A 26,388-nucleotide genomic window follows, 5' to 3' on the forward strand; every position below is an offset into this window, starting at 1 on the left:
GAAACCGACGCCGTGATCGTGGGCGCCGGCCCGGTCGGGCTGTTCCAGGTGTTCGAGCTCGGGCTGCTGGAGATCAAGGCCCACGTCATCGACAGCCTGCCCCACCTGGGCGGCCAGTGCGTGGAGCTGTACCCCGACAAGCCCATCTACGACATCCCCGCCGTGCCGGTGTGCACCGGCCAGGAACTCACCGACAACCTGCTCAAGCAGATCGAGCCCTTCCACCCCACCTTCCACCTGGGGCAGGACGTCACCGAACTGCGCAGGCTCGACGACGGGCGCTTTTTCGTGGCCACCAGCAAGGCCACCCGCTTCGTCACCAAGACCGTGTTCATCGCCGCCGGCGTGGGCTCCTTCCAGCCGCGCCTGCTCAAGGTCGAGGGCCTCGAGCGCTTCGAGGGCTCGCAGCTGTTCTACCGCGTCAAGGACCCGGCCCCCTTCGCCGGCAGGAACCTGGTGGTGGTCGGCGGCGGCGACTCCGCGCTGGACTGGGCGCTGCACTTCGCCACCACCGACCAAGCCCAGCGCGCCGAAAGCGTGGTGCTGCTGCACCGCCGCGACGGCTTCCGCGCCGCGCCCAGCTCGGTGGCGCGCATGCGCGCGCTGTGCGAGCAGCACGAAATGCAGCTCCTGGTCGGCCAGGTCAGCGGCTTCGACGAGCGCGACGGCAAACTCAGCGAAATCAAGGTCACCGGCAACGACGGCATCACCCGCCGCCTGCCGCTGGACATGCTGCTGGTGTTCTTCGGCCTGAGCCCCAAGCTGGGCCCCATCGCCGACTGGGGCCTGGCCCTGGAGCGCAAGCAGATCGTGGTCGACACCGAGAAGTTCCAGACCAGCGTGCCCGGCATCTTCGCCGTCGGCGACATCAACACCTACCCCGGCAAGAAAAAGCTCATCCTCTCGGGCTTCCACGAAGCCGCGCTGGCCGCCTTCGGCGCCGCCCCCTACGTGTTCCCCGAGAAAAAAATCCACCTGCAGTACACCACCACCAGCCCCAAGCTGCACAAGGTGCTGGGCGTCGAAACCCCGGTGTTCGACTGAGTTCCGCCCCGGTGCCTTGCGTGGACAGCCCGGCCGTCACCGCTGATTTCTGGACCGGCCGCAAGGTCTTCGTCACCGGCCACACGGGCTTCAAGGGCTCCTGGCTCAGCCTGTGGCTGCAGGCGCTGGGCGCGCAGCTGAGCGGCTACGCGCTGGAGCCGCCCACCCGCCCCAGCCTGTTCGAGCAGGCCCGCGTGGCCGAAGGCATGCGCTCGGTGAGCGGCGACGTGCGCGACGCGGCGCGGCTGCGCGCCGAGTTGCTGCGCAGCCAGCCCGAGGTGGTGATCCACATGGCCGCGCAGGCCCTGGTGCTGCGTTCCTACGAGGATCCGGTGGAAACCTACGCCACCAACGTGATGGGCACCGTGCACCTGCTGGAAGCCGTGCGCGCCTGCCCCTCGGTGCGCGCCGTGGTGGTGGTCACCAGCGACAAGTGCTACGAGAACCGCGAGTGGGTCTGGGGCTACCGCGAGAACGAGGCCATGGGCGGCTTCGACCCCTACAGCAACAGCAAGGGCTGCGCCGAACTGGTGAGCGCGGCCTACCGACAGTCGTTTTTCTCGGCCGGGGGCCCGGCGCTGGCCACGGCGCGCGCCGGCAACGTGATCGGCGGCGGCGACTGGGCGGCCGACCGCCTGGTGCCCGACATGATCCGCGCCTTCGGCGCGCGCCAGCCGGTGCGCATCCGCCGCCCGCAGGCGGTGCGGCCCTGGCAGCACGTGCTCGAACCCGTGGGCGGCTACCTGCAACTGGCGCGCGGCCTGGTCGAGCGCGGCCAGGAACTGGCCGAGGCCTGGAACTTCGGCCCCGCCGACGAGGACGCGCGCCCGGTGCGCTGGCTGGTCGAGCGCCTGGCCGCGCAATGGCCTGGAGGCGCCGCCTGGGAAAGCGACGAAGCCCCCGCGGCGCACGAAGCCGCCACGCTGCGCCTGGACTGCTCCAAGGCCCGCACCCGCCTGGGCTGGCGCCCGCGCTGGGGCCTGGCCACGGCGCTGGAACGCATCGTCGAATGGCATGCCGCGCAGCAGCGCGGCGAGGACATGCGCGCGCTCACGCTGCGACAGATCGAGGACTACCAGACATGGACAAGCTGATCGCCCCCGCCGCGGCCGCCGACAAGCAGGGCCTGCGCGACGAGATCCTGCGTCTCGTGGACCGCTACGCCGAACTCGAGTTCGCGCCCCGCTCCTTCGTGCCCGGTCAATCCGTGGTGCCGCCCTCGGGCAAGGTGATCGGCGCCGCCGAACTGCGCAACATGGTCGAGGCCTCGCTGGACGGCTGGCTGACCACGGGCCGCTTCAACGAGCGCTTCGAGGCCCGTCTGGCCGAGTTCCTGGGCGTGCGCCATGTATCCACCGTGAACTCCGGCTCCTCGGCCAACCTGGTGGCCTTCTCGGCGCTGACCTCGCCCAGGCTGGGCGAGCGCGCGATCCGCCCCGGCGACGAGGTGATCGGCGTGGCCGCGGGCTTCCCCACCACGGTCAACCCCATCCTGCAGTTCGGCGCCGTGCCGGTGCTGGTGGACGTGGAACTGGGCACCTACAACGTACGCGCCGAGTTGCTCGAAGCCGCCATCTCGCCCAGGACCAAGGCCATCATGCTGGCCCACACCCTGGGCAACCCCTACAACCTGGAGGTGGTCGCCGCGCTGTGCCGCAAGCACGGGCTGTGGCTGGTGGAGGACTGCTGCGACGCGCTGGGCGCCACCTACCAGGGCCGCAAGGTCGGCACCTTCGGCGACATCGGCACCCTGAGCTTCTACCCCGCCCACCACATCACCATGGGCGAAGGCGGCGCGGTGTTCACCAACCACGACGAGCTCAAGCTCATCATGGACTCGTTCCGCGACTGGGGGCGCGACTGCTACTGCCAGCCGGGCAAGGACAACACCTGCGGCAAGCGCTTTTGCTGGAAGCTGGGCGACCTGCCCTACGGCTACGACCACAAGTACACCTATTCGCACCTGGGCTACAACCTCAAGATCACCGACATGCAGGCCGCCTGCGCGCTGGCGCAGATGGACCGCGTGGAGGAGTTCATCGCCGCCCGGCGCGCCAACTTCCGCTGGCTGCACGAGCGCCTGCGCTCCTGCGAGGAATTCCTGATCCTGCCGCACGCCACCCCGGGCTCGGATCCCTCCTGGTTCGGTTTCCCCATGACCCTGCGCGAAAACGCCCCCGTGTCGCGCGTGGACCTGCTGACCTACCTGGACCAGCGCAAGGTCGGCACGCGCCTGCTGTTCGCCGGCAACCTGCTGCGCCAGCCCTACATGGCCGGGCGCAACGTGCGCGTGGCCTCGACGCTGGCCAACACCGACACCATCATGAACCAGACCTTCTGGGTCGGCGTCTACCCCGGACTCACCGAGGAGATGCTCGAGCACGTGGCGTCCAGCATCGAGAGCTTCCTGGGCGTGCGCTTCGACTGAGCGCGCCCGGCCCCGGCCCGCGCGGCCGCCCCCGGCGCTCGTGGGAGCCGCGCGGCCCCCGCGATCCGGCACAATGCACCTTGTTCTCGTGCCTGGATCGGTCCGTGCCCGCCCCGCGGCCCTCCCGCGGGGCGCCGCACGGCTACCCGACGCTTCCCGACCCCCATGAAATTCAGCGAGTTCCTCGACTCCGTCTCGGCCAAGCCGCCCGTGCGCCAGCTTCGCGGCCTGTTCAGCGCCCACGTGGCCTACCCGGTGGCCGAGCGCATGGAAAAGCGCCACATCCGCGGCAAGGTTGCGGATCTTCGGCGCCATTACGCACGCCCCTTCTCCGAGCGCCTGGCCCTGGCGCAACGCCGCACCCACGAGATCGTGGCGTACGCGGGCGCGCAGGTGCCCTACTACCGCGACCTGTTCAAGCGCATCGGCTTCGATCCGGCCAAGCTCGCCTCCGACCCGCGCTACCTGCAGGATCTGCCCTACCTGGACAAGGAGATCATCCGCGCCGAGGGCGAGCGCCTGCTCAGCGACGAACTCAAGGGCGGCCCCCGGCATGAACGCAAGACCGGCGGCTCCACCGGGCTTTCCTGCATGATCTACTACGACCAGGAAGGGCTCGACCACAGCGCGGCCGTGGTGTTGTACGCGCGCGAGGCCGTCGGCCACACGCGCAGCCGTTCGGAATTGCACTTCGCCTGCCGTTTCCCGGACGCGCAGCCCGGGCGCTGGCCCACGCGCGAGGACCTCAAGCCTCCCACGCTGCGCATCGTGCCCGAGCCGGGCGCCTCCGAGGAGCAGATCCGGCAGCGCATCGAGCAATTCTGGCCGGAGGGCTTCCTGGTCGAATTCGTCAGCGCCGACGACTTCGTGCGCGTCGGCCGCCACCAGAAATTCCGCCACCTCGTGCATCCATGATCCACGTTCTCTGCCCGGGCGACCGGGAGGCGGCCGCGTCCGTCGTCGTGGCCGCGCTGCGGCGCAGCTGCGGCCGGGCCCAGGTCCAGCGCATCAGCCCGGGCTTGTGGCAGGCCCGGCAAGCCCTGGAAGCCGGGGGCGTGGTGGTCCTGATCGACCCGCCGGCGCATTGGACCCCGCTGGTGGCGGCGGCGATCCGCGGCGCACGCCACAAGGTCGTGCTGTTCGGCAGCCTCCCGGCCGAGCTGGCCGGGCTGCTCGGCGCCCGTGCCTGCGAAGCGCCCGCCGGCTGGGCCGAAGGCGGCGCCAGCGAGCCCGCCCCCACGGGCGGCATGGCGCGCAGCGCGTTGCAGATCGACTACCGCGAAGCCGCGGGCTGGCGCCGCGTGCCCATCGCATCGCGCCCGCTGCTGCGCTACGACTTCACCGACGAGTGGAACAACCTGGGCTACGGCGCGGTGCGTTGCGACGGCGGCATCTGGTCCCTGGCGCAGCCGCTGCGCTGGGACCGGGCCCACGCCATCGCCGCCGTCACGCGCGACGGCCGGGAGTTGTTCGACTACGCGGCCTGCTGGAACGATCTCGTGCTGTGGTTCAACCGCCCGGTGGGCCCCGTGGACTCCGCGGAGTGGCTGGTCGTGGAGGACTTCCTGGCGCATGCCGGCGCCCCCGCGCTGGCCTGCCAGCCCGTGCTGGGCGAGGTGCCGGCGGGCTACGGCGCGGCCGCCACCATGCGACTGGACTGTGACGAGGACATCGAATCCGCGCGCGCGCTGTGGCAGACCTACCGCAAGCTGGGCGCGCCCTTCTCGCTGGCCCTGCACGCGCGCATCCTCCAGGAGGGCATGTCGCCCGCGCTGGCCCGCGACGTGCTGGACGGCGGCGGCAGCCTGCTGTCGCACACGGCCACCCACGCGCCCGACTGGGGCGGAAGCTACGAGGCCGCGCTGCGCGAGGGCCTGGTGTCGGCCGAGGTCATCGAACAGGCCACCGGGCATCGCGTGCGCTACGCCGTGTCGCCCTTCCACCAGACCCCCGACTACGCCCGCGCGGCCCTGGCCGACGCCGGCTACTCCGGATGCATCGGCGGCATCATCCGCAACGATCCGGACTTCCTGATGGCCCGTTCCGGCCCCGCCCCCGGCTCCGCCCCCGGATTCATCGGCCACAGCCAGCAATGCATGCTGCACGGCGACTGCCTGCTGCGCGACGGAGACCCCTTGCGCGTGTTCCGCCAGGCCTTCGACATCGCGCGCGCCAGCTTCACCCTGTTCGGCTACCTGGACCACCCCTTCTCGGCACGCTACCAGTACGGCTGGCGCGACGAGGCCCAGCGCATCGAGGCCCACGAGAATTTCCTCGGCTGGATGCGCGAGGCCGAGCCGGGGCTGCTGCTGCTGAACGAGCAGGACGCCATGGACTTCCTCGGCGACCGCGCGCGCGTGGACGTGCGCGATCAGGGCGGCCGCTACGCCCTGGCGCTGCCCGAGGCGCGCCAGAGCGCCTTCGAACTCGTGGTTCGCCACGCGGGCGCGGAGCACACGCTCGGCGCCGGAGGGCTGGAGCTTTGAAGCTGCTGGTCGTATTCGGCACCCGCCCCGAGGTCATCAAGCTCGCGCCGCTGATCGACGAGGCGCGCCGCCATGCCGACGCCATCGAACTGACGGTGTGCTCCACCGGCCAGCACCGCGAGATGCTGGACCAGGCCATGGCGGTGTTCGGGCTGCGCGCCGACGTCGAGCTGAAGGTCATGCAGGAACGCCAGGGCCTGGCCGGGCTGACGGCCCGGCTGCTCCAGGGCCTGGACGAAGTCATGGCCGCGCACCGCCCCGACGTCGTGGTCGTGCAGGGCGACACCACCTCGGCCTTCGCGGCCGGCCTCGCGGCCTTCTACCGCCAGATTCCGGTGGCGCACGTCGAAGCGGGCCTGCGCACCGGCGATCTGGCCAGCCCCTTTCCCGAGGAACTCAACCGGGTGCTGCTGGGCAGGCTGGCGCGCTGGCATTTCGCGCCCACCCCGCGGGCCGCGCAAGCGCTGCGCGACGAAGGCGTGGCGCCCGAGCGCTGCGTGGTCACCGGCAACACCGTGGTCGACGCCATCCGGTTGATCCGCGACCGCTGGGCCCAGGCCGGCGGCGCCGGCGACGAGCAGCCCTTTGCCGGGCGCGAACTGGTGCTGGTGACCGCGCACCGGCGCGAGAACCAGGGCCAGGCCCTGCGCAACATCTGCGCCGCCGTGCGCCAGTTGTGCCTGCAATACCCCGATCTCGGCTTCGTGTTCCCGGTGCACCTGAGCCCCCAGGTGCGCGACATCGTGTTCGCCGAACTCGGCCGGGACATCCCCAACCTGCGGCTGTGCGACCCGGTGGACTTCGAGACCAACCTGCGTCTGCAAAGCCGCTGCCGGCTCATCGTCACCGATTCCGGGGGCATCCAGGAGGAAGCCCCCTCCTTCGGGGTACCCGTGGTGGTCACGCGCGAACACACCGAGCGCAGCGAGGGCATCGAGGCAGGCTTCGCCACGCTGGCCGGCACCTCGACCGAGGCCATCGTGCGCGCGGCGCGCACATGGCTGGACCAGGGTGACGCTCGCCGCGCTCTGGCCAGCCGGCCCAACCCCTACGGCGACGGCCACGCCGCCCGCCGCATGGTCGAACTCCTGCTGGGCGATCCCGAGCTGCGGCGCGACCATGCAGCCTGAGCGGACCGAGGAGACGGTGGACTTCGCCGCCGTGCCGCGCGACTGCGTGCTGTTCTCCACGGCCGACTGGCGTGCCCCTTACTGGACCAACAAGCAGCACACGGCGCGCCAGCTCGCCGCCACCGGCCGGCGCGTGCTGTACGTGGAAAGCATCGGACTGCGCACGCCCGGCGCGAACGCGCGAGACTTCAAACGCCTGTGGCTGCGTCTGCGGCGCGGGCTGGCACCGGTGCGCGAGGTCGAGCCGGGCGTGTGGCTGCTGTCGCCGTTGGCCGTGCCCTTCAAGCAGCACTGGGCCGCGGTGCGCCTGCTCAACCAGGGCCTGCTGGCCCTGCGCATCCGCTGGGCCATGCTGCGCATCGGCATGCGCCGCCCGCTGGTGTGGACCTACCACCCCTTCATGCTTCAGGCGCTGGACCTGCTGCCTCACCGCGGGCTGGTCTACCACTGCGTGGACGACCTCGCCGCCGTTCCCGGCATTCCGGCCGAACCCTTCCGCGCCGAGGAACGCAAGCTGCTGGCCCGCTGCGATGCCGTGTTCGTCACCAGCGCCGCCCTGCTGGACCTGTGCAAGCCGCACAACCCGCACACCTGGTATTTCCCCAACGTGGTGGACGCCGAGCACTTCGGCAAGGCGTTGCAGCCGGGCCCCATTCCCGAGGACCTGGCCCGCATCCCCGAGCCACGCCTGGCCTACATCGGCGCGCTGTCCGACTACAAGGTGGACTTCGCGCTACTGCATGCCTGCGCGTCCGCCCACCCCGAATGGCAATGGGTGCTGATCGGCGAGGAACGCGAAGGCCAGCACGACCCCTCGCTGGCGGCCATGCTCGCACTGCCCAACGTGCACTTGCTCGGGCATCGCGACTACGCGCGTCTTCCCGACTATCTGCGGGGCATCTCCGTGGGCCTGCTGCCCACGCTCGTGAACGAGTACACGCGCTCGATGTTCCCGATGAAGTACTTCGAATACATCGCGGCCGGGCGCCGCGTAGTTTCCACGCCGCTAGAGTTCACGCGCCATGAGGGTACGGCGCTGGAGATCGGCGGAGAAGACGAGGCCTTTGCCGGCGCCATTGCCCGAAGCCTCACGCGCCCACGCCTCAGCGCGACCGAGGCCGACGCAGCCGTCGGCGACAACACCTGGGCGGTGCGGCTCGACAAGATGATCGCTCTGGTCGCCACGGCGCTGCGTGATGCAGACTCGGGAACCGCAGCGTAATCCGCAGCGCGCGTACCAAACATCGGCGCCCGCCTTCCCTACCGCGAGTACATCCAGCGCAAGGTCTCGTCCAGCGGCGGAGTGTGCCAGTCGCCGATCAGCCTGCGCAAACGCGATGGGTCGCCGCACAGCCTGCGCACCTCGCTTTGCCTGACGTACTCGGCGTTCACTGCAACCTCAATGTCGTAACCCGCGATCCCTTCCATCAGGGCCAGGATCTCACGAAGCGAATAAGTCCTGCCAGAGCACACGTTCACAGTCTGCCCCGCCGGGCACTCCTCCAACAGGCGTCGATACGCGCGCACGACCGACCGCACGTCCGACAAGTCGCGCCAGACATCGAGGTTGCCCAGTTCGATCACTGCGGCCCGTGCCCGGAAATGGGCCACGATCTTCGGCACGAGAAACGCCTCGCTCTGACCTACGCCCGTGTAGTTGAACGGGCGCGCGATCACCAGCGGAAGCCGGTCATGCCACAAGCGCGCCATGCGTTCCATGGCCATCTTACTCACGGCATAATCATTTGCCGGATGTTCGGGCGACTCCTCCGAAAGCACCCCCTCCAAGCTGTTGCCGTAAACATTCGAACTGCTCGCCAGCAGCACGCACGACGGACGTCTGGCGCAGCCAGCGAGCGAGGACAGCAGATTGCGTGTGCCCAGCAGATTGACCTTGTAGAAATCGTTCTGGTCACCGTGCCCGACGAAAGCGATGCCAGCTAGATGTACGACCCATTCTGGCTGAATCCGCCCGATCTCGGCCGCGACCGCCGAGGCGTCCGTCAAGTCCGCCTCAAGCCCCGCCACTTCGTGCCCGGCGCGCCCCAATTCTTCGCGCAGATACTTGCCGGTGAAGCCGCCAAGCCCGGTAACCAGTGTCCTCATGGTCAGAACGACGAACCCTGCGCCACGCGACGCAGGTCCGCCTCGACCATCATCGCGCAAAGCTCCTCGAGCGATGTCTTCGGCTCCCAGCCCAGCTCCCGGCGGGCCTTCGCCGGATCCCCGATCAGCAGGTCCACCTCGGCCGGGCGATAAAAGGCCGGATTCACCCGCACCACCGCCTTGCCGCAAGCCTGCTCGATCCCTCGTTCATTCTCGCCAGACCCTTCGAAGCGAATCTCCATGCCGGCCCCCTTGAAAGCCATGCGCACGAAATCCCGCACCGACTCTGTGCGGTTCGTTGCCAGCACGTAGGTGTCCGGAGTCTCCGTTTGGAGCATCCGCCACATTCCTTCGACGTAATCCTTCGCGTAACCCCAATCACGCTTCGCATCGAGGTTCCCGAGTTCCAGGCACTCGGCCTTACCCAGCTTGATCCGGGCCACACCGTGCGTGATCTTGCGCGTCACGAACTCCAGGCCGCGCAATGGCGACTCGTGATTGAAGAGGATCCCGCTCGCACCGAAGATATCGTAGCTCTCCCGGTAGTTCACTGTCATCCAGTGTGCGTACAGCTTAGCCACCCCGTACGGACTGCGCGGATAAAACGGAGTCTGCTCGGTCTGCGGAATGGCCTGCACCTTCCCAAACATCTCCGACGTACTCGCTTGATAAAACCGAATGCGCGGGTTCAGGATGCGAATTGCCTCAAGGAGGTTCAAAACCCCCAGACCCGTGATCTGCGCCGTCGTCTGCGGCTGCTCGAAAGACACGGCCACGAAACTCTGCGCCGCTAGGTTGTAGACCTCGTCCGGCTGGACCTTCTCCAGCAGGCGGATCGTGCCGCCGGCATCCGTCAGATCGTACTCGGACAACTCCAGCCCAGGATGTTGGTCAATCCCCAGGTAGGCGATTCTCCAGAAATTAGTCGACGCCGTCCGCCGATAGGTTCCAACAACCTCGTACCCCTTTTCCAGCAATACTTGCGCGAGATACGCACCATCCTGCCCCGTGATTCCCGTGACCAGCGCCTTCTTCCCCATCTAGATCCCCTATTACCAATTCCGAAAATTCAAACAATTTCAATTTCCGGGAACGGAAAGATAAACTTACCGCCGCTCGCAAGGTATTCTTTTTCTCGCCGCAGGATTCCGTCCTTGAAGTGCCACGGAAGCACCAGGAAATAATCTGGTTTCATAGCCTTCGCATCTGCCTCCGAAACAATCGGAATATGGCTTCCAGGCGTCATGCGGCCATACTTCTCGGGATTCACCTCTGCGATCGCAGGGATATCCTCCGCCGTCAACCCGCAGAATTGAAGCACGACGTTTCCTTTGGTCGACGCACCATAGCCAAGGACCTTCTTTCCGTCGGCCGTCAGCATGCGAATCAATCGGGTCAGATCCTCGCGATGGCGAAACACCCGCTCCTCGAAATCGCGATAGGGTCGCGGCGTGTTCAGCCCCATTCGATCCTCTTGGCCCAGCAGCCAATCGATCACAGCTTGGTTCGTTTTGATGGAGGTGTTAGAGCGCTTGGCGGCGGTGACGGCGAAGCTGCCGCCGTTCACAGCATTCATCACGACATCCACGAGGCGCAATTCAGCACTCTCAAGAATAGTCTTAACAACGCCAAGCGAGTAATACTCAAGATGCTCATGACAGATTGTGTCATAGGAGTTGAGCCGCAGCATCGACGGCATATAGCTCTGCTCGAAATGCCACACACCATCATCCGCCAAAATTGCCTCGATTTCCCGCGCGAACTGGATCGGCGCATCGAGATCATAGAACATGGCAATAGACGTCACGATTTTTGCCGGCCGCTTTTCCACCGACCGGTAGGCATCCGCCGAAAAGAAATCTGGCACCAATGCAATGTCCGTCGGATAATATTCCCGGAATTTTCGCCCTGTGGGGTCGATACCGATCCGCCGAACACCCTTCGCCTGGTACGCCTTGAGAGTCGTACAATCGTTGCTGCCAATATCTAGAACCACGTCCCCGCCATTCAGCGGATTGAGTCTTTCCAGGTAGGTCACCTTGTCCGAAAGGTGGTTCACCATCGACTGGTTCAACCCCGACCGATAGCCGTAGTTGTCACCGTACATCTCCGAGGGCTCGTAGGAGTGCGCCAGCTGCAGCAGTCCGCTGTCCGGGCACCAAACCAGTTCCAATGGACCCCGCGTGACATTTTCCTCGGCAGACCTAGGGAAAACACCCGTCAACGCTTGCTGCCCCAGGTTCAACACCGATACCAGGTGCTCGCTGCCTCCGACTCGGCATTGAGAAATCTTGCGATAAGAAGCCATTCATCACTCCTGGAAAATTACTGAATCCTGTAAACGATCTGACGCTCGGCGATCGCTCGCACCGGACCGAAATCGGGAGCCGCCATGACGAAACCCTGACCACCTGCTTTGAGCAGGAGAATCCGTTCGAATACCCTGCTCCGAAAATCCTCGTGGCACGAGAACAATTGCGCGTCGAGAAGGGTCAACCGCGCGCTGGAGAACAAGCCCAGTGTGATCGCGCAGCGCACCCTTTCATGAAACGACAGTTTGCCCATGCTCAAGTTTGCCTGTCCTAGCAGGTCCGCGAAGAGGAGAATCCTTTCTAGACCCACGTCGGTCGGGGGCCGGCAACCGGCATCGAGGCATCGAATCGAACGCAAGAATTGTATCAGCGTCCTACGCCCCGTCATCGATTCCCAGCGTATCGCAATAGAGGAAATCGACGGGGTCACCTGCACCGACTCGACCGCGGCGTCGCGCGCACCCGCGACGGCCCCGAGAAATCGCTTATGCACGAATCCCTCGGAGCCGCAAATCGCATAGCAATTTCCGGCGGGCATCGAGAAGCTTCGTAACTCGGCGCGAATGCCTTGGCGTTCTGGAAGGAATCCTTCCTGATTTCCGAGTTTCGCGAGCCCCGGCGCCAGCCAGCGCCCGAGCGCCGTTGCCTGGTATTCCAGGGGCAACGACAGGGCTCTTATCGACAACAGCGCATCACTCATTCCGCTACTGGCTCCAGATTATTGGCAACGAGAGCCGTCCGCGGCATCGTCGACAAGGTCCCCTCGCGATTCAATCCAAAAACGTTACCGGTAATAATCGACCTACCTGTGTGCTCGATGCCGGCGATCGCATAGGCTTGGCTGTTCCCGAAACCGGCCGCGCAGCCGATGTTACCGTTTCGCACGGCCAACACCTCGCACGCGCCGTGCACGTCGATCCCGGACGACACGCCGTCGCGCCCATTGCCGGCGATGCTGCAATTGTCGGCCATCACCGATGCGGCCTTGGCGATCGCAAGCCCGCTTCCGCCATTTCCATAAAGTCGCGTACCGAGCAGCTTGATGTCGTCGACCGCTCCCTGCGAGGCATCCAGCAGGACGCCATGGCCCTCGTTGCTGGCGCACCAATCGCCGGTGGACTGCACACGGCGCACGGTAGCGCCGGGGCCCGCATTGATCAGAAGCCCGTGGTGGGCGCAGGTATCGATGGCGTTGTCCGACAGAAATCCATGCTCCAGGGTCCTTCCGGTGGTCGCCGTGAGGTGCAAGCCCACGCCACAATGAAAGATGCCGCATTGCTCGACCCAGAATCCCTGAGAATTCGCGATCCTCAGACCGACCTCGCACGGCGCGCTCTGCTTGCGGCACTGCACGAACACCCTTGAGAAGTACTGGTCGTTATGCACTCCCTCGCCATGCACCAGGATCCCAACCCCGCCCATGGCCCGCGGATCGCAGATCTCGCAATCGGTCACATAGACGAAGCTGGAATCGGCAATTTCGATCCCGCAGTTCAGGTTTGCGAGCAGGCAGTTGCGGATGTGCACATCGTACGACGAATAGATCCGAACGCCGGCACCGTGCTCCAGAGTTCTGCGCGTATTGATCGAAAGATCGCATACCTGCACCCGCGAGACCTGGTTGTGCGGACTACCGATGATCAAGCCATGGCCGTCGTCGGAAGCGATCATCAAGCGGGTGATCTCACGCCCGATGCCGCGCAGCATCACCTGTCCACGCTCGACGCGCAATGGCTGGCGCAGAAGGATCTCCCCAGCCGGCAGCAAGATCTCCCCGCCTGCGGGCGGCAGGAGCGCCAGCGCCCTGTTGATGGGCGCCGAGCAGTCCGTATAGCCGTCAGCAATCAACCCAATTGGCTGCATGTTTTCAAATCTCGGTTCATGACTGGAAACCGTCTGTCGCTCGACGCGCCCTGGGTGCGTACCGCTCGATACGCGCTGCCCAGGCGGCAACGTCCGGCGCAGAGGCCTCGTCAGGCTTGCAGTCGAAGGGCATGGACCTTTAGCCCGAGTTCGCGAGCGTCGTTCGGCACCCGGTATACGTGGCTGACCTCGAATTCCAGAATCCTCGGCGCGCCCTCGGTCACTTCGTCCAGTTCCAGTTCCATGACCTGTGGCCCGCCATGGACCTGCAGGCAACTCAGCAATTGCCCCCTCTCGAACGCACGGAGATCGGGGAGCGCGTCCGCGGTCGCCGGATAGTCGAACTCGACGAGCACGCGCTTGGCCGGCCACTTCGGGTTGATGGCGATCGTCCCGCGCCGAGCCATCCAGCGAAATGAGACCTCACCATAGGTTTCCAGCGCATTCCATCCGGTCAGGTAGAGAAGCGGCGACGATTTCGCCTCGCCGACGAATTGCGGGACAAGTTCTGTGGGGGTCACGGGCGGCGCCTCGGCTTCCCCGGTCAACTCGACTAGGTAGCGGAATTTCTGCTGCTGTCCAACCCGCACGAAGTCGCTTCGTCGGACGAAACGCAAATCGAACGCCTGGCGGGGAAACAACTCTTCCAAGCGACTTCGCATGGCTGCTGCGCCCGCGTCGTCGAGCAGGCACAGACGCAGTTGCAGCGCCTGGTCCGCGGCCCTCACGAACTGGAAATCGTCGACGTTGCCAAGACGCGTGAACAGGTCCTGAAACCAATGCGTGGGATAGCTCTTTGCGTCGATGACGATCTTGTCGTGCACGCGCCCGGCGACATCCTCCAGGTAGAGCCCTTCGGTTCCGCACACCACGTTGCCTTCATCGCCCGTCGCATAGCGGATCAACGGCGACGAGAAGTTAGTCAGATCCGTCACCACGAGCGCACCACGTTGGTTCGAGTTCAGCCCGACCGACTCGACCCAAACATACGGATCCATGACCTGCATGTAGCGACACGCCGCAGCACCCATAGGGGTCAACGGACCATCGTGTTGCACCGCGTCCGTCCCACCTGAGCCTTCAACGAACCGATCATGCGCCATGATCCCGAATTCCGCGTTCCCGTAGCGGTTCGCGGCCCGGCAACCGAACACACGTTCTATGGCATTGCGCTGCTGCTCCGCCAGCGCCTCGCCCGTGGAGACAAATACCTTAAAGACGCCATGGCTCCTCCCCTGTCGTCTCTCCACATGCCGTGCCAGCGCATACATCGTCGACGGGTGGCCCTGAATGAGGTAGGCGCCGGCGTCGCGCACGCTTGCCCACAGCGAATCGAGGCCCTGCTCGGTCCAGGCCTCGACCTCTACGCTCAATCGATTCGTTGCCTGCCTGCGCCACCACTCCTGCCTCTTGGCAATGGCCGGGGTCTCGCCGGGAAAAGCCGACGAGATATGCATCTGTAAGTCTCCGGGACCGAAGCCGACCCATCGCTGGCTGATCCGTGTCACCGCCGCGGACAGATCCTTGGCAGCGGGGGTGTAATAGATCGGCAGCGCACTCCCAGTCGACCCGTTGGTGCGGTGCACCGAGACCGTGAGGAACTGTCGCGCGCGAGGACTCAGGAGCCGGTCCCCGGCTTCGCGAATGTCTTCCTTAGTCAAGATGGGAAGCTGCTCGAAATACCGAATGTCCTTCAAAACCTTCAGGGGATCGAAGCCGACCTTCCGGAAAAGTTCCCCGTAGAACGGTATTTCGTGCATAGCGTTCTGCAGGACTTCCACCAAGCGCACCCGGTTGCGTCGCTTGCGCTCGTCCCACGGCACATCGAATTCGCGCAGGAGCAGCTCAACGCGACGGTTCACGTCACGCCCGGAAAGCCTTTCCGCGACGGGAAACAGGACTCGCGAACGGAGATAAGGAATCAACATCAACCAATCTCCTTTCCGAAATTCAGCAGGTCGTAGCCGCTGAACAGCTTCCACGGCGATTCTTGGTCTCCCACGACTCGCCCCTGCACGAAGGCGACCTCATAGACCTTACGCAACGCCTCGACCTGCGCCTGGAATTCGGGGATATGCTTACAGCGCTCGATCAGACGCCCCATCGAGAACATCTCCGGCAGCGCGGCGTCCTGCCCGTAATAGACGGCTCTCGCCCAGTTGACGACGTCCGCACAGTGGTTCCTGCGGTACGGCGCCAGCATCGCCTTGTTGACGCCCTGCCTTTCGGCCAGATCGAATAGATCGGGCATGCGCTCCATGTGCCAGATCAGGACCCATCTGCGCCACGAAACGTTCATGTTAACGATTACGTAGGGATCGGCAATCCAGTAACCTGGTCGATTCACCATATGCTCAAGCACATACACTGAGGTCGGAATACAGGTCATCAAGTCCGAGAATGGCGAACCCGACGTATCCTGCGTGTACGCGGCGATCGCATGATCGCGCCGAAACACGCAAGCATAGATCGCGGTAAACAGGTTCTCGTTATAACCTGCGAAGTACCGAACCTCTTCGGCGAAATGACTGATCGATCCGGATGCGATGGGGGTCGCCTTGGCCACGATCTCCTCGACATCCTCGAGCTCTTCTGGTCTATCGAAATGCGTATAGGCATAGTTCAGATAGATGATCTCGCTGCGCGGGAAGTCCCGGATGACGTCCAGGATGCGCGCAACCGCCCCGCCCTGGATCAGATCGTCATCCCCCAGGATCCAGACGTAGTCCCCGCGCGCCAACTTGCTGGTTACAGCCAGGTTGCCGAGCATGCCGACGTTGGCTTCATTGCGGTGATAGCGCAGGGTCGCGCATAGCGCGAACTCCTGCATCACCGCAGGGGTATGATCGCTTGAGGCATTGTCGACGACGAGTATCTCCACGCCACTAGCACACAACTCGACGCTCCGGATGATCTGTCGCAGCGAGTGTCTTAGCCACTCCGCCCGATTGTAGGTAGACACGCAGACCGAAAGCCGCAGCCCCGCGCCAGGCCTCAACGCGCCGGCGCGCCAGACAGGGAAATTCCTCTCCAGGATCGCCGGGAACGTGGGCTGCTCGGCGCGCAGCAACCAAGTGAGACCTCGTGCATACTCATCCCACGATCTCAGCGGGCGCTGCACCGCCTGGGCCGATAGTTCGGTGAGGCTGCCGGGATCCCCGGCCAATCTGGCGATCGCCGCACCGAATTCCTCCCAATTATTGGGGTCCACGGTGACGCAGCCACCTCCCCGCGCCACCTCTGCAATCGCGCCTGTGTTGCTGCATATGCAGGGACGCCCGTGCCAGAGGCTCTCGAGGACCGGCAGACCGAAGCCTTCGAGAAGGGACGGGAACAGCGTGAAGTCACACGCCCTATACAAATCGGCCAGCGCCTCGTCCGAGGGTAGCTCGACAATGCGGAAACCTTCGTCTCCGGCTATTTCCTGAAGCACGTCCTCCGCGTAGACCGAGTGGTCCTTCGTCGAGCCCGCGAAAACAAGTTCCACGCGGATATTACGCAGCCTGAGAATCTGCCGGGCGGCTCGCACGGCGAAGATTGCCGCCAGATGATTCTTGCGGGGCTCGAAAGTACCTACCATCAAAATCGAAACCGCCTTGGCGTCGACATTAGTGGTCCTAACTTCCCGATTTCTCGCGAACTCGCGCATCTCGCCGGGCAACGGCAGCGGGTGGATCCTCTGCTTCACCGTAGTCAGACGATCCAAACGATTACGGCAATAATTCCATAAATCGCGGCCCACCGTTTCTGAGATTGGCAGCAGCATATCTGCCTCTGTAATCATCTTGAAAAACAGATGGTAGCCTTCCTGAGCCTCCGGCGAATACAAATCGGTAAGCGTCACCGGAATCAAGTCGTAAAACACAATGGCAACGCGCATGCCGCGCGCCCTAGCCGCTTGAATGACCTGCTGCGCGTTGGGATTCGGCAGCACCAGCTCCGGAACGATCAGCCAAGCGTCGGTGAGGTCCTGCGCCAGCGAAAACGGCGTGAAACGCGCGGGACCGTTCCACAGCGACAAGTGCTGTTGCTCGGACTCATCGATCGGGCGGAAGTCTGATCGCTCGACATCCCAGGCCACGAAAGACAGGTCGACTCCGATGCGCTCGAGGGTGCCGGCCAACTGACGCACCACGCGCTGCACACCGCTGTTACCGTGGTAGGAAACCGTCGAATGCACCCACATCATCGCGCGCGTGATTCCGGGCGCGCCATGCAGCACCCCCAACAGATCGCGGGCGTAATCCTGCCAGCGCAGCAAGGCACGCGAAGCCGCCTGCTGCCGCAACTGGCGGCGCAGCGGAGCGTCCAGCATCATGCGCTTGAAGCCTTCGTAAAGGGTCCGGGGATCTCGCGTGTCAACGCACCACGCGCCGCCGCCGGCCGCAATCTCCGCCATCGATCCGTGCTGCGCGCACAGGCACGGAACCCCAAGCCAGAGACTCTCGGCGATCGGCAGTCCATAGCCTTCTTCCACCGACGGGAATACCGAGAAGGCCGCCTCGCGATAAAGCTCAACCAGTCGATCGTCCGGTACGAAATGCATGACCTCGACGTCCGGGATGCCCGTCGAAAGCTGCTGCAACGACTCCTGCACTAACGGATGAACGTTGCCGACAATTTTCAGCTCACAAGCGATGTCCGGATATTCGCGCTTGAAGCGGCCGAAGGCCTCAATCAAGGCCAGTTGGTTCTTGCGCGGCTCTACGGTCCCCACGCACAGCACCATCAGCGGCTCGCCGCTCGTTGGCTCCGCGAATGCCTGGCGCTCCACCTTGGCCAGTTCATGGGGCAGCAGGACATGCCGGATCGACGGGAACATATAATCCGCCTGCTTGCCGGTGTTACGCAGGAAATGACGAATATCGTCCGCCACGCTCGCGCTGATGGCGACAATGACGTCCGACAGTGCCAGGTGCTGCAAGTATCGGGAGTGCGTTTCGCGGATCGCCGCATACTCGTCCCGCTTCAGCGGAATGGCGTCGTAAGCCAGCGCCGCAGTTTTCAGCCGAAAGCGTCGCGCGTAAAGCAGCACGTCCTCCGTCACGGGCTGCTCGTGAAACGTCAGGTGTGTCACCTCGGGAATGACCAGCCACGCGCCCTCGAGATCGCGCTTGTCCCTGCTATCCAGGTGCAACGGCTCGACGCCGGCCGCTCCCTCGTCACAAACTGGGCCGTCCCACTGCTCCAGATGCCGCAATTGCTGCACGTCGAGGCGCTTCAATGCGCGCGAATCGACACACCAGCGCACGAAGACGACTTCGTCGACCACCTCCTGAAACGCGCGTCCTAGGCCCCGCACCACGCGCTGGACACCGGAATTCGCCTGGGACTGCGCCGTATGTTCGGCGTAAATGAATATTTTGTTATGCATGCTCATCCTGCGAGACTCATGGGCGTCCGGCGAAATTCGCGGGTTGCATTTCGACGTACAAGTGCAGCAGGTCCCGTGTGACCGTCGACCATGAGTAATCATCGACGATGCGCCGCTGCAGGCGTCCCGTCGCCTCCGAGGCCAGCGCCTGCCTCAGCGCGAAAATCACCGAGTCTTGATCGCACGGGTCGACGTAGAAAACCTCATCACCGAAATATTCCCGCGCACTCCCTTCAGCCGTTATCACGATCCGCGCACCGGCGGCGGCCGCCTCGAGCGCGGCGATGCCGGGGGTCTCCAACGTGCTGGGAAGAACAAAGGCCTCGCATGCCCCATACGCGGCACGAAGCCGGAAATCGCTCTGCGGCAGGGCACCGAGGTGCCTGAAATAGCCGCCAACTCCCGCCCTTACGCATTCCTCAAAATACGCCGGGTCGCGAACGCGCCCGATCGAGACAAGCGGCAAGCCGACGACCCGTGCCGCACGAATCGCCGCCAACTGGTTCTTTCTGGGCTCGATATTCGCGACATTTAATAAGAAGCGACCGTCAATACCCGACCAGCGGCGAAAGATGGACGATTCTAGCCCCTCAGCGAACCATGGATCGACCCCATTGCGCAAGACACGCGCCTTTTCCCTGGGGAGCCCGGAATGCACGCAAAGATTCTCGATCTCGGAAAATGAATTGCAGATGATCACGTCCGCCTGCTCGTAGTAGATACCGATCTCTCGCTCGTTGACGTGCGCCCGATTCGTATCGTTGATCCACAGATTCGGGCTCATCAGAACCTTCATTCCAAGCTTCCGGACGTAATCCACGAACGGCACGCCGCCGGAAACCAGATGAAAGTGGTGAAACAACGCAGCCTCGTCCAGACGTGGGCGCCAAATGTCGTGCAGTATGACATCGCAACCATGCCCCTGGAGATATTCGTAATACTTAAGCAATTGCACTTCGCCACCGCCCGGCAAGTGCATGGCGTAGGGGTGGATGTTGTAGACAACCTTGGGGATGCTTGGTGATGTCATCACAATGGAAACAAATCAATCACGGGGTGGGCCCCGAATATCGCGGCGTAACGCACGCGCCATGTTCCGCGCCCGCCAGCGCACCTGGAATTCCGTCCTGAGCAGTGCAGCGGCGGTCTCGTGGAATCACTAACGGCGAGGCTTTCCTGGATTGGAATCCCCCCCTGCCCGCCCGTAGAGATCCGCCAGGCGCACGATATCATCCTCTCCCAAGTAATCGCCACACTGGACCTCGACCAGAATGAGATCATCCGCCCCGGTATTGACCAATCTGTGTCGCTCGCCGAGCGGTACGTAACGATATTCCCCGGCGCTTGTAGGGTATTCCAGATCCCCGATCTGGACAATTCCCTGGCCCCGCACTAAGACCCAATGCTCAGCGCGCCGATGGTGGTACTGAAGGCTCAAGCTTTGGCCCTTGCGCACGACAATTCGTTTGACCTTGTAGCCGGACTCCTCGCGCAATGTGGCGTAGGTCCCCCATGGACGGATGACCTCAGCGGGAAGCAGGGTGCTCTGATGCTGGGGGCTGTCGATGTGGCGCTGCGTCAAGGTATTTACCACCTTCTTCACATCCTGCGCCTGCCACTTGTTCGCTACGAGCAGCGCGTCAGGCGTATGGACCACCACCAGATCCTTCACGCCGATTGTCGCCACCACCCTCTTTTGTCCGTGACTTTCCACGTGCACGTGGGTGCCCGTCGTGTCGACCGCCACCCAGTCGATCGCCTCCTGGCACGCCAGCGTGTTGCCATTAGCGTCGGCCGTGTGCGCATCGGCAACTGCCGACCAGGCTCCGACGTCGCTCCAGGGGAATTTGGCGGGAATCACCGTCACATTGTCCGCGCGCTCCATCACCGCGTAATCGAGACTGATATCGGGCTGAAGACAAAATGCTTCCGCACTAAAAGACAGAGAATCGGCGCGCGCCTCGGCAGTCGCCATAGATTCCTTGGCCGCGTCCAGCACATCGGGCGCATGTTTCCGGAATGCGCCAAGAATGGTGCTGGCGGTGAAGCAGAACATCCCGCTGTTCCAGTAGAAACGCCCTGTCGCAAGGTACTCCTGCGCGATGGCTAGGTTGGGTTTCTCGACAAAGCGCAAGACAGTTTGCGGTTCCTGACCGACCTTGCTGACTTCGATGTAGCCGAACCCAGTCTCGGGTGACGACGGCTGAATTCCGAATACGACCAACCTGCCCTTTCGCGCCAGCTCGACGGCCCGCAGCGCGTCCGCTACGAACGCCTGCGCGTCGGCGATTAGGTGGTCTGCGGGAAGAACCAGCAACACGACGTCCTGGCCATGGGCCTCGGCTGCCGCTAGCGCAGCCAGCGCGACGGCGGGCCCCGTATTGCGTCCCTTCGGCTCCAGCAGGTAGCGTGTGCGCGGCTTGTTGGCCATGGCTGCGATGACCGCCTGGGTCAGGACCAAGTGATCCTGGTTCGCGACGATCATCGTCTCCACCGCACCGCAGCCTTGTCCCCGTACGATTGCCTGCTCCAGCAGGGTCCTGCCGCCCAGCACCATGAACGGCTTGGGGTGAGCTCTGCGGGAGACTGGCCACAATCGCGTGCCTGCACCGCCCGACAGAATGACTGACACCAACTTCATGACTTCCTTCCTGTCGCGTGAAACCGCTTGTCTGTCAACCGCAGGCGCACGAGACCGCCGCAAGGATCGCTTGTGTGCGCGAGCGAGCTGCGCACTCGACACATTCGCGCAGCATCCGACTCCGACTTGCCGCCCCCTAGCGTCCCGCCCTGGTTCGGCGTGATCAGGCGGCGACGGATGCTCCCATCCAACGGGGCGGTCGGCGTATCGATGGCGTTCACCATGCTGTTCCAAGAGCTCGGAAGGCCGGGCGGTGCAAAGCTTGCCCGATCGACAACAAAACCGTGCGCATCCGGTGCGGCCGGGCTTCGCACGACGAGAAACGTTACGTATCGCAATCGAGAGCCTTAACGCGCTTGCGCCGGCCTGCGAACGTCGTCACCGGCCAGCTGACCCGCCTGGGCCGCACGCGCCGGATGGCTCTGGCACTCGCCTCGGCACGCGCCGGACCAGCCCGTAGCGCGGGGGCGGCATCCCCGCCCGTGCGATGGCCCCGCCACGCAGCAGGCAATGGCCGCCGCGCGCAGGGTCGGGCGGGGCCACGAGTCTACTACGCGGTCGCCCCCCGGGACGGCCCTGACAGCACGCCAAACGGCGGTCGATGTCGACCTTGACCACGACGGCATCGCAAACCTCGGATACGCGAGCAAGGGCATGCGTTCAGGGCTTCGCATCGCGGCGGAACTCCCGCCAGGCCACGTCGATCGCTGCCGCGAAACTGGCGCGGAACCGGGGCGCGCCGAAGCGCTCCGCCCACTTCGTGCAGGCAACGCAGTCGAACGGCGTGGACTGCGCCTCGAAGCGTCGCACCGCGTCGACCACGGCATCCGCGCTCTGCTGATCAAAGAACAGCCCTGTGCCGCCCGCGGATGGTTCCCGAGCCGACACGGACTCCAGCGCTCCGCCGCGACCGAAAGCGATCACCGGCGTTCCAGCGGCTTGGGCCTCAACCGGTGCGATGCCGAAGTCCTCCTCCGCGGCGAACACGAAGGCGCGAGCCTCAGCCAGCATACGTGTCATGGAGGATCGCTCGAGATGCCCGAGCAGTTCGATGTTCGCGTGCCCCTTCGTCAAGGCACGCAGCTTAGCCATCTCGGGGCCATCTCCAATAACCAGCAGGCGCCGCTGGGGCATGCGCACAAAGGCATCTACCAAGACGTCCACGCGCTTGTACGGCACGAGCCGGGACGCCGTCACGTAGAAGTCTTGCTTTTCGCGCAACGGCGCGAAGGCGTCCGATGAAACTGGCGGGTACACTACCGACGCCTCGCGTCGATAGGCTTTCCGGATGCGCCTCACGATGAAATACGAGTTCGCAAGGAAAACATCGACACCAAATGCGCTGCGTAAATCCCACATCCGCATCCTGTGCAGCATCCAGCGCGCAGCCCAGCCTTTGAAACCCTTGTCCAGCCCGGATTCACGCAGGTACTGATGCTGCATGTCCCAAGCGTAGCGCATCGGGGAGTGCACGTAGCTGACATGCAGCTGGTCCGGCCCCGTCAGCACGCCCTTGGCCACGGCATGCGAGCTCGACAGGACGATGTCATAGCCGGAGAGGTCGAGTTGCTCGATGGCCAGAGGCATCAGCGGCAGGTACGAGCGATAGTGCTTGCGCGCACCGGGCAGGGTCTGGATGAAGGTCGTGCGCGGCACCCTCCCCTGCAGGAAGCCTCTCTCACCCGGCGGCAGGAAGTCGCAGACGCAGTACAGATCGGCGTCCGGATAGACGGCGAGCATCTGCTCCAGCACGCGCTCGGCCCCGGCATACACCGTGAGCCAGTCGTGCACGATGGCGATGCGCGCCTTCGTCGGGTTCGAAGCGGACGCTGCCATGCGCATCAGGTCGCGCGAAGCGACCTCCGTGGCCCTTGGCGGGATTCAGCGAGCGGCGTCGTAGGCATCGACCACCTCGTTCACCTCGCCGCACATGCGCACCTTGCCGCGCTCCATCCACAGCACCTTGGTGCAGGTCTTGCGGATGGTCTCGCTGGAGTGGATGGCCAGCACCACGATCTCCGATCGGTCGTGCAATTCCTTCAGGCGCCGCTCGGCCTTCTCCTGGAAACTGGCATCCCCCACACCCAGCACTTCGTCGAGTAGCAGGATGTCGGCGTCCACCGCAGTGGACACGGCGAAGGCCAGGCGCACGCGCATGCCGCTGGAGTAGGTGCGCAGCGGCAGGTCGAGGTAGTCGCCCAGTTCGGTGAAGTCGGCGATCTCGTCGGTCTTGCGACGGATCTCGGCGTCGCTCATGCCCAGCAACAGACCGCGCAAGCGGATGTTCTGGCGCCCCGTCGACTGCTCGTCCATGCCCAGGGAGATGTCCAGCAGAGGCACGGCCTTGCCCTCTACTTTGATGCTTCCGGCTGTGGGGGGATAGATCCCCGCCATCACACGCAGCAGGGTGCTCTTGCCGGCGCCGTTGTGGCCGATCAGGCCCAGGCGGTCGCCGGCGCGCAGTTCGATGCTGAGGTCGTCGATGGCACGAACGATCACGACGCCGGTGTTGTCCTCGGCGATGCGATTGCGGCGTCCCATGCGCAATACGCGCTTCTTGAGCGACTGCGAGGACACGTCGAAGATCGGCAGGTCCAGGTGGATGTTCTGCAGGCTGATGCTGGAAGACATGGATCGGGCCTTGAGGTCGGCAGTCTGTTCAGACCCAGTAGGGGATGCGGCGGTGGAAACGGCCGGTGATGGCCAGCGCCAGTGTCCAGCCGAACACGGCCATGCCGGCGCCCACCCCCCAGGTCAAGGCGTCGGGGATCTGACCCAACAGCGGTGCGCGCACCAGTTCGATCAGGTAGGCCAGCGGGTTGTAGACCACGACCCAGTGGTGCTTGCCCGCCAGCATGTCCCCGCTGAACAGGATGGGCGTGACGTAGAAGGTCACCTGCAGCAAGGCCGCCACGATCTGCGGAAAATCCCGGAACCTCGCGGCGACCACACCCGAGAATGCCGCGATCCACACGGCGTTGAGCATGAACAGCGCGAAGCCCGGCACGAACAGCAGCAGCGCGGCCCAACTGTGCACACCGAACACCGCCATCACGATGATCACGATCAGAAAATTGTGCGCGAAGATCACCGTGTTGCGCCACGCGGCCTGCAGCACGTAGATCAGCCGGGGCGTGTTGACCTGGCGGATGTAGTTGGCGCTGACGATGTAGGAATTGCACCCCTCGAGGACCACGCTCGAGAACAGGGTCCAGAACACCAGTCCGTCGGCCACCATCGGAAGGTATTCGCCCAGCGGCCGGCCGAGCAGCGTGCCGTAGACCAGCCCCAAGGTGCCCACCAGCACACCCATGCTGATGGTCAGCCAGAAGGGGCCCAGCTTGGAGCGCGCGTAGCGCTGGCGGATTTCCAGCCAGCCCAGCAGGGTCCACAGGCGCCACGAGCGCAGGCTCGCGAACAGGTCGTTGATCGCAATTCCCATCAAGTTCGTTCCGGGGATGCCGGCAGTGTCGAGAAGGTCAGTAGGCGTTCTTGTTCGCCAGACCCTTGAACAGGGTCAGCGCGAGGATCTTCAGGTCCAGCCACAGGGACCAGCGCTGGATGTAGGCAAGATCGTATTCGACGCGGCGCTGCATCTTCTCGCAGGTATCGGTCTCGCCGCGATAGCCGTTGATCTGCGCGTAGCCGGTGATGCCGGGCTTGACCTTGTGGCGCACGGCGTAGCTGGGCACCTGGTCGAGGTACAGGCGGTGATGCTCGACGGCGTGGGGGCGCGGGCCCACCAGGGACATGCGCCCCTGCAGCACGTTGATCAGTTGGGGCAATTCGTCCAGGCTGCTGCGCCGCAGGAAGCGCCCGATGGGCGTGATCCGCGGATCCTCGCGCGTGGCCTGCTGCAGTTGCCCGTCGCCTTCGGGAGCATGCAGGCGCATGCTGCGAAACTTGTAGATCGTGAACTCGCGCCCCGACCAGCCGACGCGGCGCTGGCGGAACAGCACCGGGCCCTCGGAGCTGAGTTTCACGGCGATGGCGATCACCAGCATCAGGGGCAGCACGGGCACCAGGAACAGGATGCCCAGCAGCAGGTCCTCGCTGCGCTTGAGCAGGCGGTTGAGCCCCTCCATGGGCGACACCGACAGGTCCAGCATGGTCACGCCGCCGATCTCGCTGACGGCATGGTTGAGCAGTTCGTAGTCGTACAGGTCGGGCACGTAGCGGATGTTCGGGGTGCTGTGGTGCAGCACGCGGAACACCCAGCGCAGGTGCGCTTCCTCGCGCAGCGGCACCGCCACCCACACTTCGTCGACCTGGGAACGCTCGGCGTAGGGCTCGAAATCGGCGAGCCGGCCGATGGTTTCGAGTCCCTCCACCTGCGGCGCTTCGTGCACGCCGAACCAGGAAACCACCTTGAAACCCAGGCTTCCGCGAGCGCCCACGTTGTCCCACAGGCGCTGCGCGGCCTCCCCGTCGCCGACGAGGCACACGGTGCGTACGTTGTAGCCCTTGCGCCGCGCCCAGCGCAGGCCGAAGCGCAGGGCCACGCGGCTGAGCGCGAGGATCGCGGCGGCCAGGCCGAACCAGTTGGCCACCCACAGGCGCGAGTAGTAGGCGCCGAGCTTGAGCGCGAACAGCAGGCCGGCGAGGATCAGGAAGGTGGCCGCCCAGCCCAGCCAGAGCCGGCCGATCTCGCGCGCGATGCTGCCGGTACGCCAGGAGCCGTACAGCCCGAGTTCGACGAAGGCGAAGTTGGCCAGCAGCAGGGCGATGACCACGCCCAGCGCCTCGGCCTGGGACAGCTCCAGGGAGCCGAAGCGAAACCACGCCGCGGCGAAGGCCGAAGCCAGGATCACCACGGCATCGGCCAGACGCTGCAGCAGGATGAACCCGCTGGCGTACTGCTTCAGGCGGCCGCGTTGATCGAGCATCGGGCAGGGTCCTTGGGGGGGCGATTGGCGCGGCGGGCTTCGCACGCGGCTGCAGGCCCGCAAATTGCAACCCGCAAGCATAACGCCTTGTTCGGGAAAATCCCAAAAATCCCCCACC

At 64.8% G+C, this 26,388-nt stretch carries 20 protein-coding genes; 7 read left to right on the top strand and 13 right to left on the bottom strand.

Features of this window, described 5'->3' with window-relative positions; genetic code table 11:
* From D466_RS0116430 to D466_RS0116460, 7 genes are all read left to right on the top strand, one after another.
* Positions 1 to 1,044, top strand: a 1,044-nt coding sequence (locus D466_RS0116430) for an NAD(P)/FAD-dependent oxidoreductase (RefSeq protein ID WP_018914803.1), incomplete at its 5' end; no start/stop codon positions are given.
* 20 nt (positions 1,045 to 1,064) lie between these two features.
* Entirely contained in the window at positions 1,065 to 2,138 is a 1,074-nt protein-coding gene (rfbG, locus tag D466_RS0116435; protein ID WP_018914804.1) for a CDP-glucose 4,6-dehydratase, read from the top strand.
* The gene (gene rfbH / locus D466_RS0116440) at positions 2,126 to 3,472 is read left to right on the top strand and encodes a lipopolysaccharide biosynthesis protein RfbH (protein ID WP_018914805.1); all 1,347 of its coding nucleotides are present in this window, start codon (positions 2,126 to 2,128) and stop codon (positions 3,470 to 3,472) included. Before rfbG ends, rfbH begins: the two co-directional genes overlap by 13 nt.
* Positions 3,473 to 3,637: 165 nt before the next feature.
* Positions 3,638 to 4,387 carry a hypothetical protein gene (locus D466_RS22095; RefSeq protein ID WP_018914806.1) on the top strand — a complete coding sequence of 250 codons (750 nt, stop codon included), beginning with the start codon at positions 3,638 to 3,640 and terminating at the stop codon, positions 4,385 to 4,387.
* Positions 4,384 to 5,958, top strand: coding sequence for a polysaccharide deacetylase family protein (locus tag D466_RS22100; RefSeq protein ID WP_231385757.1), 1,575 nt, complete (start codon positions 4,384 to 4,386; stop codon positions 5,956 to 5,958). The genes D466_RS22095 and D466_RS22100 overlap by 4 nt, the downstream gene beginning before the upstream one ends.
* Positions 5,955 to 7,088, top strand: coding sequence for a non-hydrolyzing UDP-N-acetylglucosamine 2-epimerase (wecB, locus tag D466_RS0116455; RefSeq protein ID WP_018914808.1), 1,134 nt, complete (start codon positions 5,955 to 5,957; stop codon positions 7,086 to 7,088). The genes D466_RS22100 and wecB overlap by 4 nt, the downstream gene beginning before the upstream one ends.
* Complete coding sequence (locus tag D466_RS0116460) at positions 7,078 to 8,310, top strand: glycosyltransferase (RefSeq protein ID WP_018914809.1); 1,233 nt, start codon at positions 7,078 to 7,080, stop codon at positions 8,308 to 8,310. The genes wecB and D466_RS0116460 overlap by 11 nt, the downstream gene beginning before the upstream one ends.
* A gap of 38 nt (positions 8,311 to 8,348) precedes the next feature.
* Here D466_RS0116460 and D466_RS0116465 read toward each other — a convergent pair whose 3' ends face one another.
* The 13 genes from D466_RS0116465 to D466_RS0116525 all read right to left on the bottom strand — a co-directional run bounded on the left by D466_RS0116465 (position 8,349) and on the right by D466_RS0116525 (position 26,270).
* Positions 8,349 to 9,194 carry a GDP-mannose 4,6-dehydratase gene (locus D466_RS0116465; RefSeq protein ID WP_018914810.1) on the bottom strand — a complete coding sequence of 282 codons (846 nt, stop codon included), beginning with the start codon at positions 9,192 to 9,194 and terminating at the stop codon, positions 8,349 to 8,351.
* A gap of 2 nt (positions 9,195 to 9,196) precedes the next feature.
* On the bottom strand, positions 9,197 to 10,234 hold the full coding sequence (gene gmd / locus D466_RS0116470; RefSeq protein ID WP_018914811.1) for a GDP-mannose 4,6-dehydratase: 1,038 nt from the start codon (positions 10,232 to 10,234) through the stop codon (positions 9,197 to 9,199).
* A 29-nt stretch (positions 10,235 to 10,263) separates the two neighbouring features.
* On the bottom strand, positions 10,264 to 11,502 hold the full coding sequence (locus tag D466_RS0116475; RefSeq protein ID WP_026285385.1) for a class I SAM-dependent methyltransferase: 1,239 nt from the start codon (positions 11,500 to 11,502) through the stop codon (positions 10,264 to 10,266).
* 17 nt (positions 11,503 to 11,519) lie between these two features.
* Complete coding sequence (locus D466_RS0116480; protein ID WP_156004383.1) at positions 11,520 to 12,206, bottom strand: hypothetical protein; 687 nt, start codon at positions 12,204 to 12,206, stop codon at positions 11,520 to 11,522.
* Positions 12,203 to 13,369, bottom strand: coding sequence for a right-handed parallel beta-helix repeat-containing protein (locus D466_RS0116485; protein ID WP_018914814.1), 1,167 nt, complete (start codon positions 13,367 to 13,369; stop codon positions 12,203 to 12,205). Before D466_RS0116485 ends, D466_RS0116480 begins: the two co-directional genes overlap by 4 nt.
* Before the next feature lie 110 nt (positions 13,370 to 13,479).
* Complete coding sequence (locus tag D466_RS0116490; protein WP_018914815.1) at positions 13,480 to 15,297, bottom strand: phenylacetate--CoA ligase family protein; 1,818 nt, start codon at positions 15,295 to 15,297, stop codon at positions 13,480 to 13,482.
* Positions 15,297 to 18,749 carry a glycosyltransferase gene (locus D466_RS0116495; protein ID WP_018914816.1) on the bottom strand — a complete coding sequence of 1,151 codons (3,453 nt, stop codon included), beginning with the start codon at positions 18,747 to 18,749 and terminating at the stop codon, positions 15,297 to 15,299. Before D466_RS0116495 ends, D466_RS0116490 begins: the two co-directional genes overlap by 1 nt.
* Positions 18,750 to 18,759: 10 nt before the next feature.
* Positions 18,760 to 19,773 (bottom strand): glycosyltransferase, encoded by a 1,014-nt coding sequence (locus D466_RS22105; protein ID WP_018914817.1) that lies wholly within the window; start codon positions 19,771 to 19,773, stop codon positions 18,760 to 18,762.
* A gap of 129 nt (positions 19,774 to 19,902) precedes the next feature.
* Positions 19,903 to 21,384 (bottom strand): mannose-1-phosphate guanylyltransferase/mannose-6-phosphate isomerase, encoded by a 1,482-nt coding sequence (locus tag D466_RS22110; RefSeq protein WP_051083775.1) that lies wholly within the window; start codon positions 21,382 to 21,384, stop codon positions 19,903 to 19,905.
* Positions 21,385 to 22,044: 660 nt separating this feature from the next.
* Complete coding sequence (locus D466_RS0116510; RefSeq protein ID WP_038166618.1) at positions 22,045 to 23,220, bottom strand: glycosyltransferase family 4 protein; 1,176 nt, start codon at positions 23,218 to 23,220, stop codon at positions 22,045 to 22,047.
* A gap of 45 nt (positions 23,221 to 23,265) precedes the next feature.
* Positions 23,266 to 24,015: an ABC transporter ATP-binding protein gene (locus D466_RS0116515; protein ID WP_018914820.1), complete on the bottom strand. Its 750-nt coding sequence runs from the start codon at positions 24,013 to 24,015 to the stop codon at positions 23,266 to 23,268.
* 28 nt (positions 24,016 to 24,043) lie between these two features.
* On the bottom strand, positions 24,044 to 24,826 hold the full coding sequence (locus tag D466_RS0116520) for an ABC transporter permease (RefSeq protein WP_018914821.1): 783 nt from the start codon (positions 24,824 to 24,826) through the stop codon (positions 24,044 to 24,046).
* A gap of 37 nt (positions 24,827 to 24,863) precedes the next feature.
* A complete protein-coding gene (locus D466_RS0116525; protein ID WP_018914822.1) occupies positions 24,864 to 26,270 on the bottom strand; it encodes an undecaprenyl-phosphate glucose phosphotransferase in 1,407 nt (468 codons plus the stop codon).
* Between the last annotated feature and the right edge of the window lie 118 nt (positions 26,271 to 26,388).

This window comes from Thiomonas sp. FB-6 (assembly GCF_000377645.1).
Classification (GTDB): domain Bacteria; phylum Pseudomonadota; class Gammaproteobacteria; order Burkholderiales; family Burkholderiaceae_C; genus Thiomonas_A.

Excerpts from the sequence above, each read along its gene's own strand:
- rfbH (WP_018914805.1), top strand. The coding sequence starts at position 2,126 with ATGGACAAGCTGATCGCCCCCGCCGCGGCCGCCGACAAGCAGGGCCTG.
- D466_RS22095 (WP_018914806.1), top strand. The coding sequence starts at position 3,638 with ATGAAATTCAGCGAGTTCCTCGACTCCGTCTCGGCCAAGCCGCCCGTG.
- D466_RS22100 (WP_231385757.1), top strand. The coding sequence starts at position 4,384 with ATGATCCACGTTCTCTGCCCGGGCGACCGGGAGGCGGCCGCGTCCGTC.
- D466_RS0116460 (WP_018914809.1), top strand. The coding sequence starts at position 7,078 with ATGCAGCCTGAGCGGACCGAGGAGACGGTGGACTTCGCCGCCGTGCCG.
- D466_RS0116465 (WP_018914810.1), bottom strand. The coding sequence starts at position 9,194 with ATGAGGACACTGGTTACCGGGCTTGGCGGCTTCACCGGCAAGTATCTG.
- gmd (WP_018914811.1), bottom strand. The coding sequence starts at position 10,234 with ATGGGGAAGAAGGCGCTGGTCACGGGAATCACGGGGCAGGATGGTGCG.
- D466_RS0116475 (WP_026285385.1), bottom strand. The coding sequence starts at position 11,502 with ATGGCTTCTTATCGCAAGATTTCTCAATGCCGAGTCGGAGGCAGCGAG.
- D466_RS0116480 (WP_156004383.1), bottom strand. The coding sequence starts at position 12,206 with ATGAGTGATGCGCTGTTGTCGATAAGAGCCCTGTCGTTGCCCCTGGAA.
- D466_RS0116485 (WP_018914814.1), bottom strand. The coding sequence starts at position 13,369 with ATGCAGCCAATTGGGTTGATTGCTGACGGCTATACGGACTGCTCGGCG.
- D466_RS0116490 (WP_018914815.1), bottom strand. The coding sequence starts at position 15,297 with ATGTTGATTCCTTATCTCCGTTCGCGAGTCCTGTTTCCCGTCGCGGAA.
- D466_RS0116495 (WP_018914816.1), bottom strand. The coding sequence starts at position 18,749 with ATGAGCATGCATAACAAAATATTCATTTACGCCGAACATACGGCGCAG.
- D466_RS22105 (WP_018914817.1), bottom strand. The coding sequence starts at position 19,773 with ATGACATCACCAAGCATCCCCAAGGTTGTCTACAACATCCACCCCTAC.
- D466_RS22110 (WP_051083775.1), bottom strand. The coding sequence starts at position 21,384 with ATGAAGTTGGTGTCAGTCATTCTGTCGGGCGGTGCAGGCACGCGATTG.
- D466_RS0116510 (WP_038166618.1), bottom strand. The coding sequence starts at position 23,220 with ATGGCAGCGTCCGCTTCGAACCCGACGAAGGCGCGCATCGCCATCGTG.
- D466_RS0116515 (WP_018914820.1), bottom strand. The coding sequence starts at position 24,015 with ATGTCTTCCAGCATCAGCCTGCAGAACATCCACCTGGACCTGCCGATC.
- D466_RS0116520 (WP_018914821.1), bottom strand. The coding sequence starts at position 24,826 with ATGGGAATTGCGATCAACGACCTGTTCGCGAGCCTGCGCTCGTGGCGC.
- D466_RS0116525 (WP_018914822.1), bottom strand. The coding sequence starts at position 26,270 with ATGCTCGATCAACGCGGCCGCCTGAAGCAGTACGCCAGCGGGTTCATC.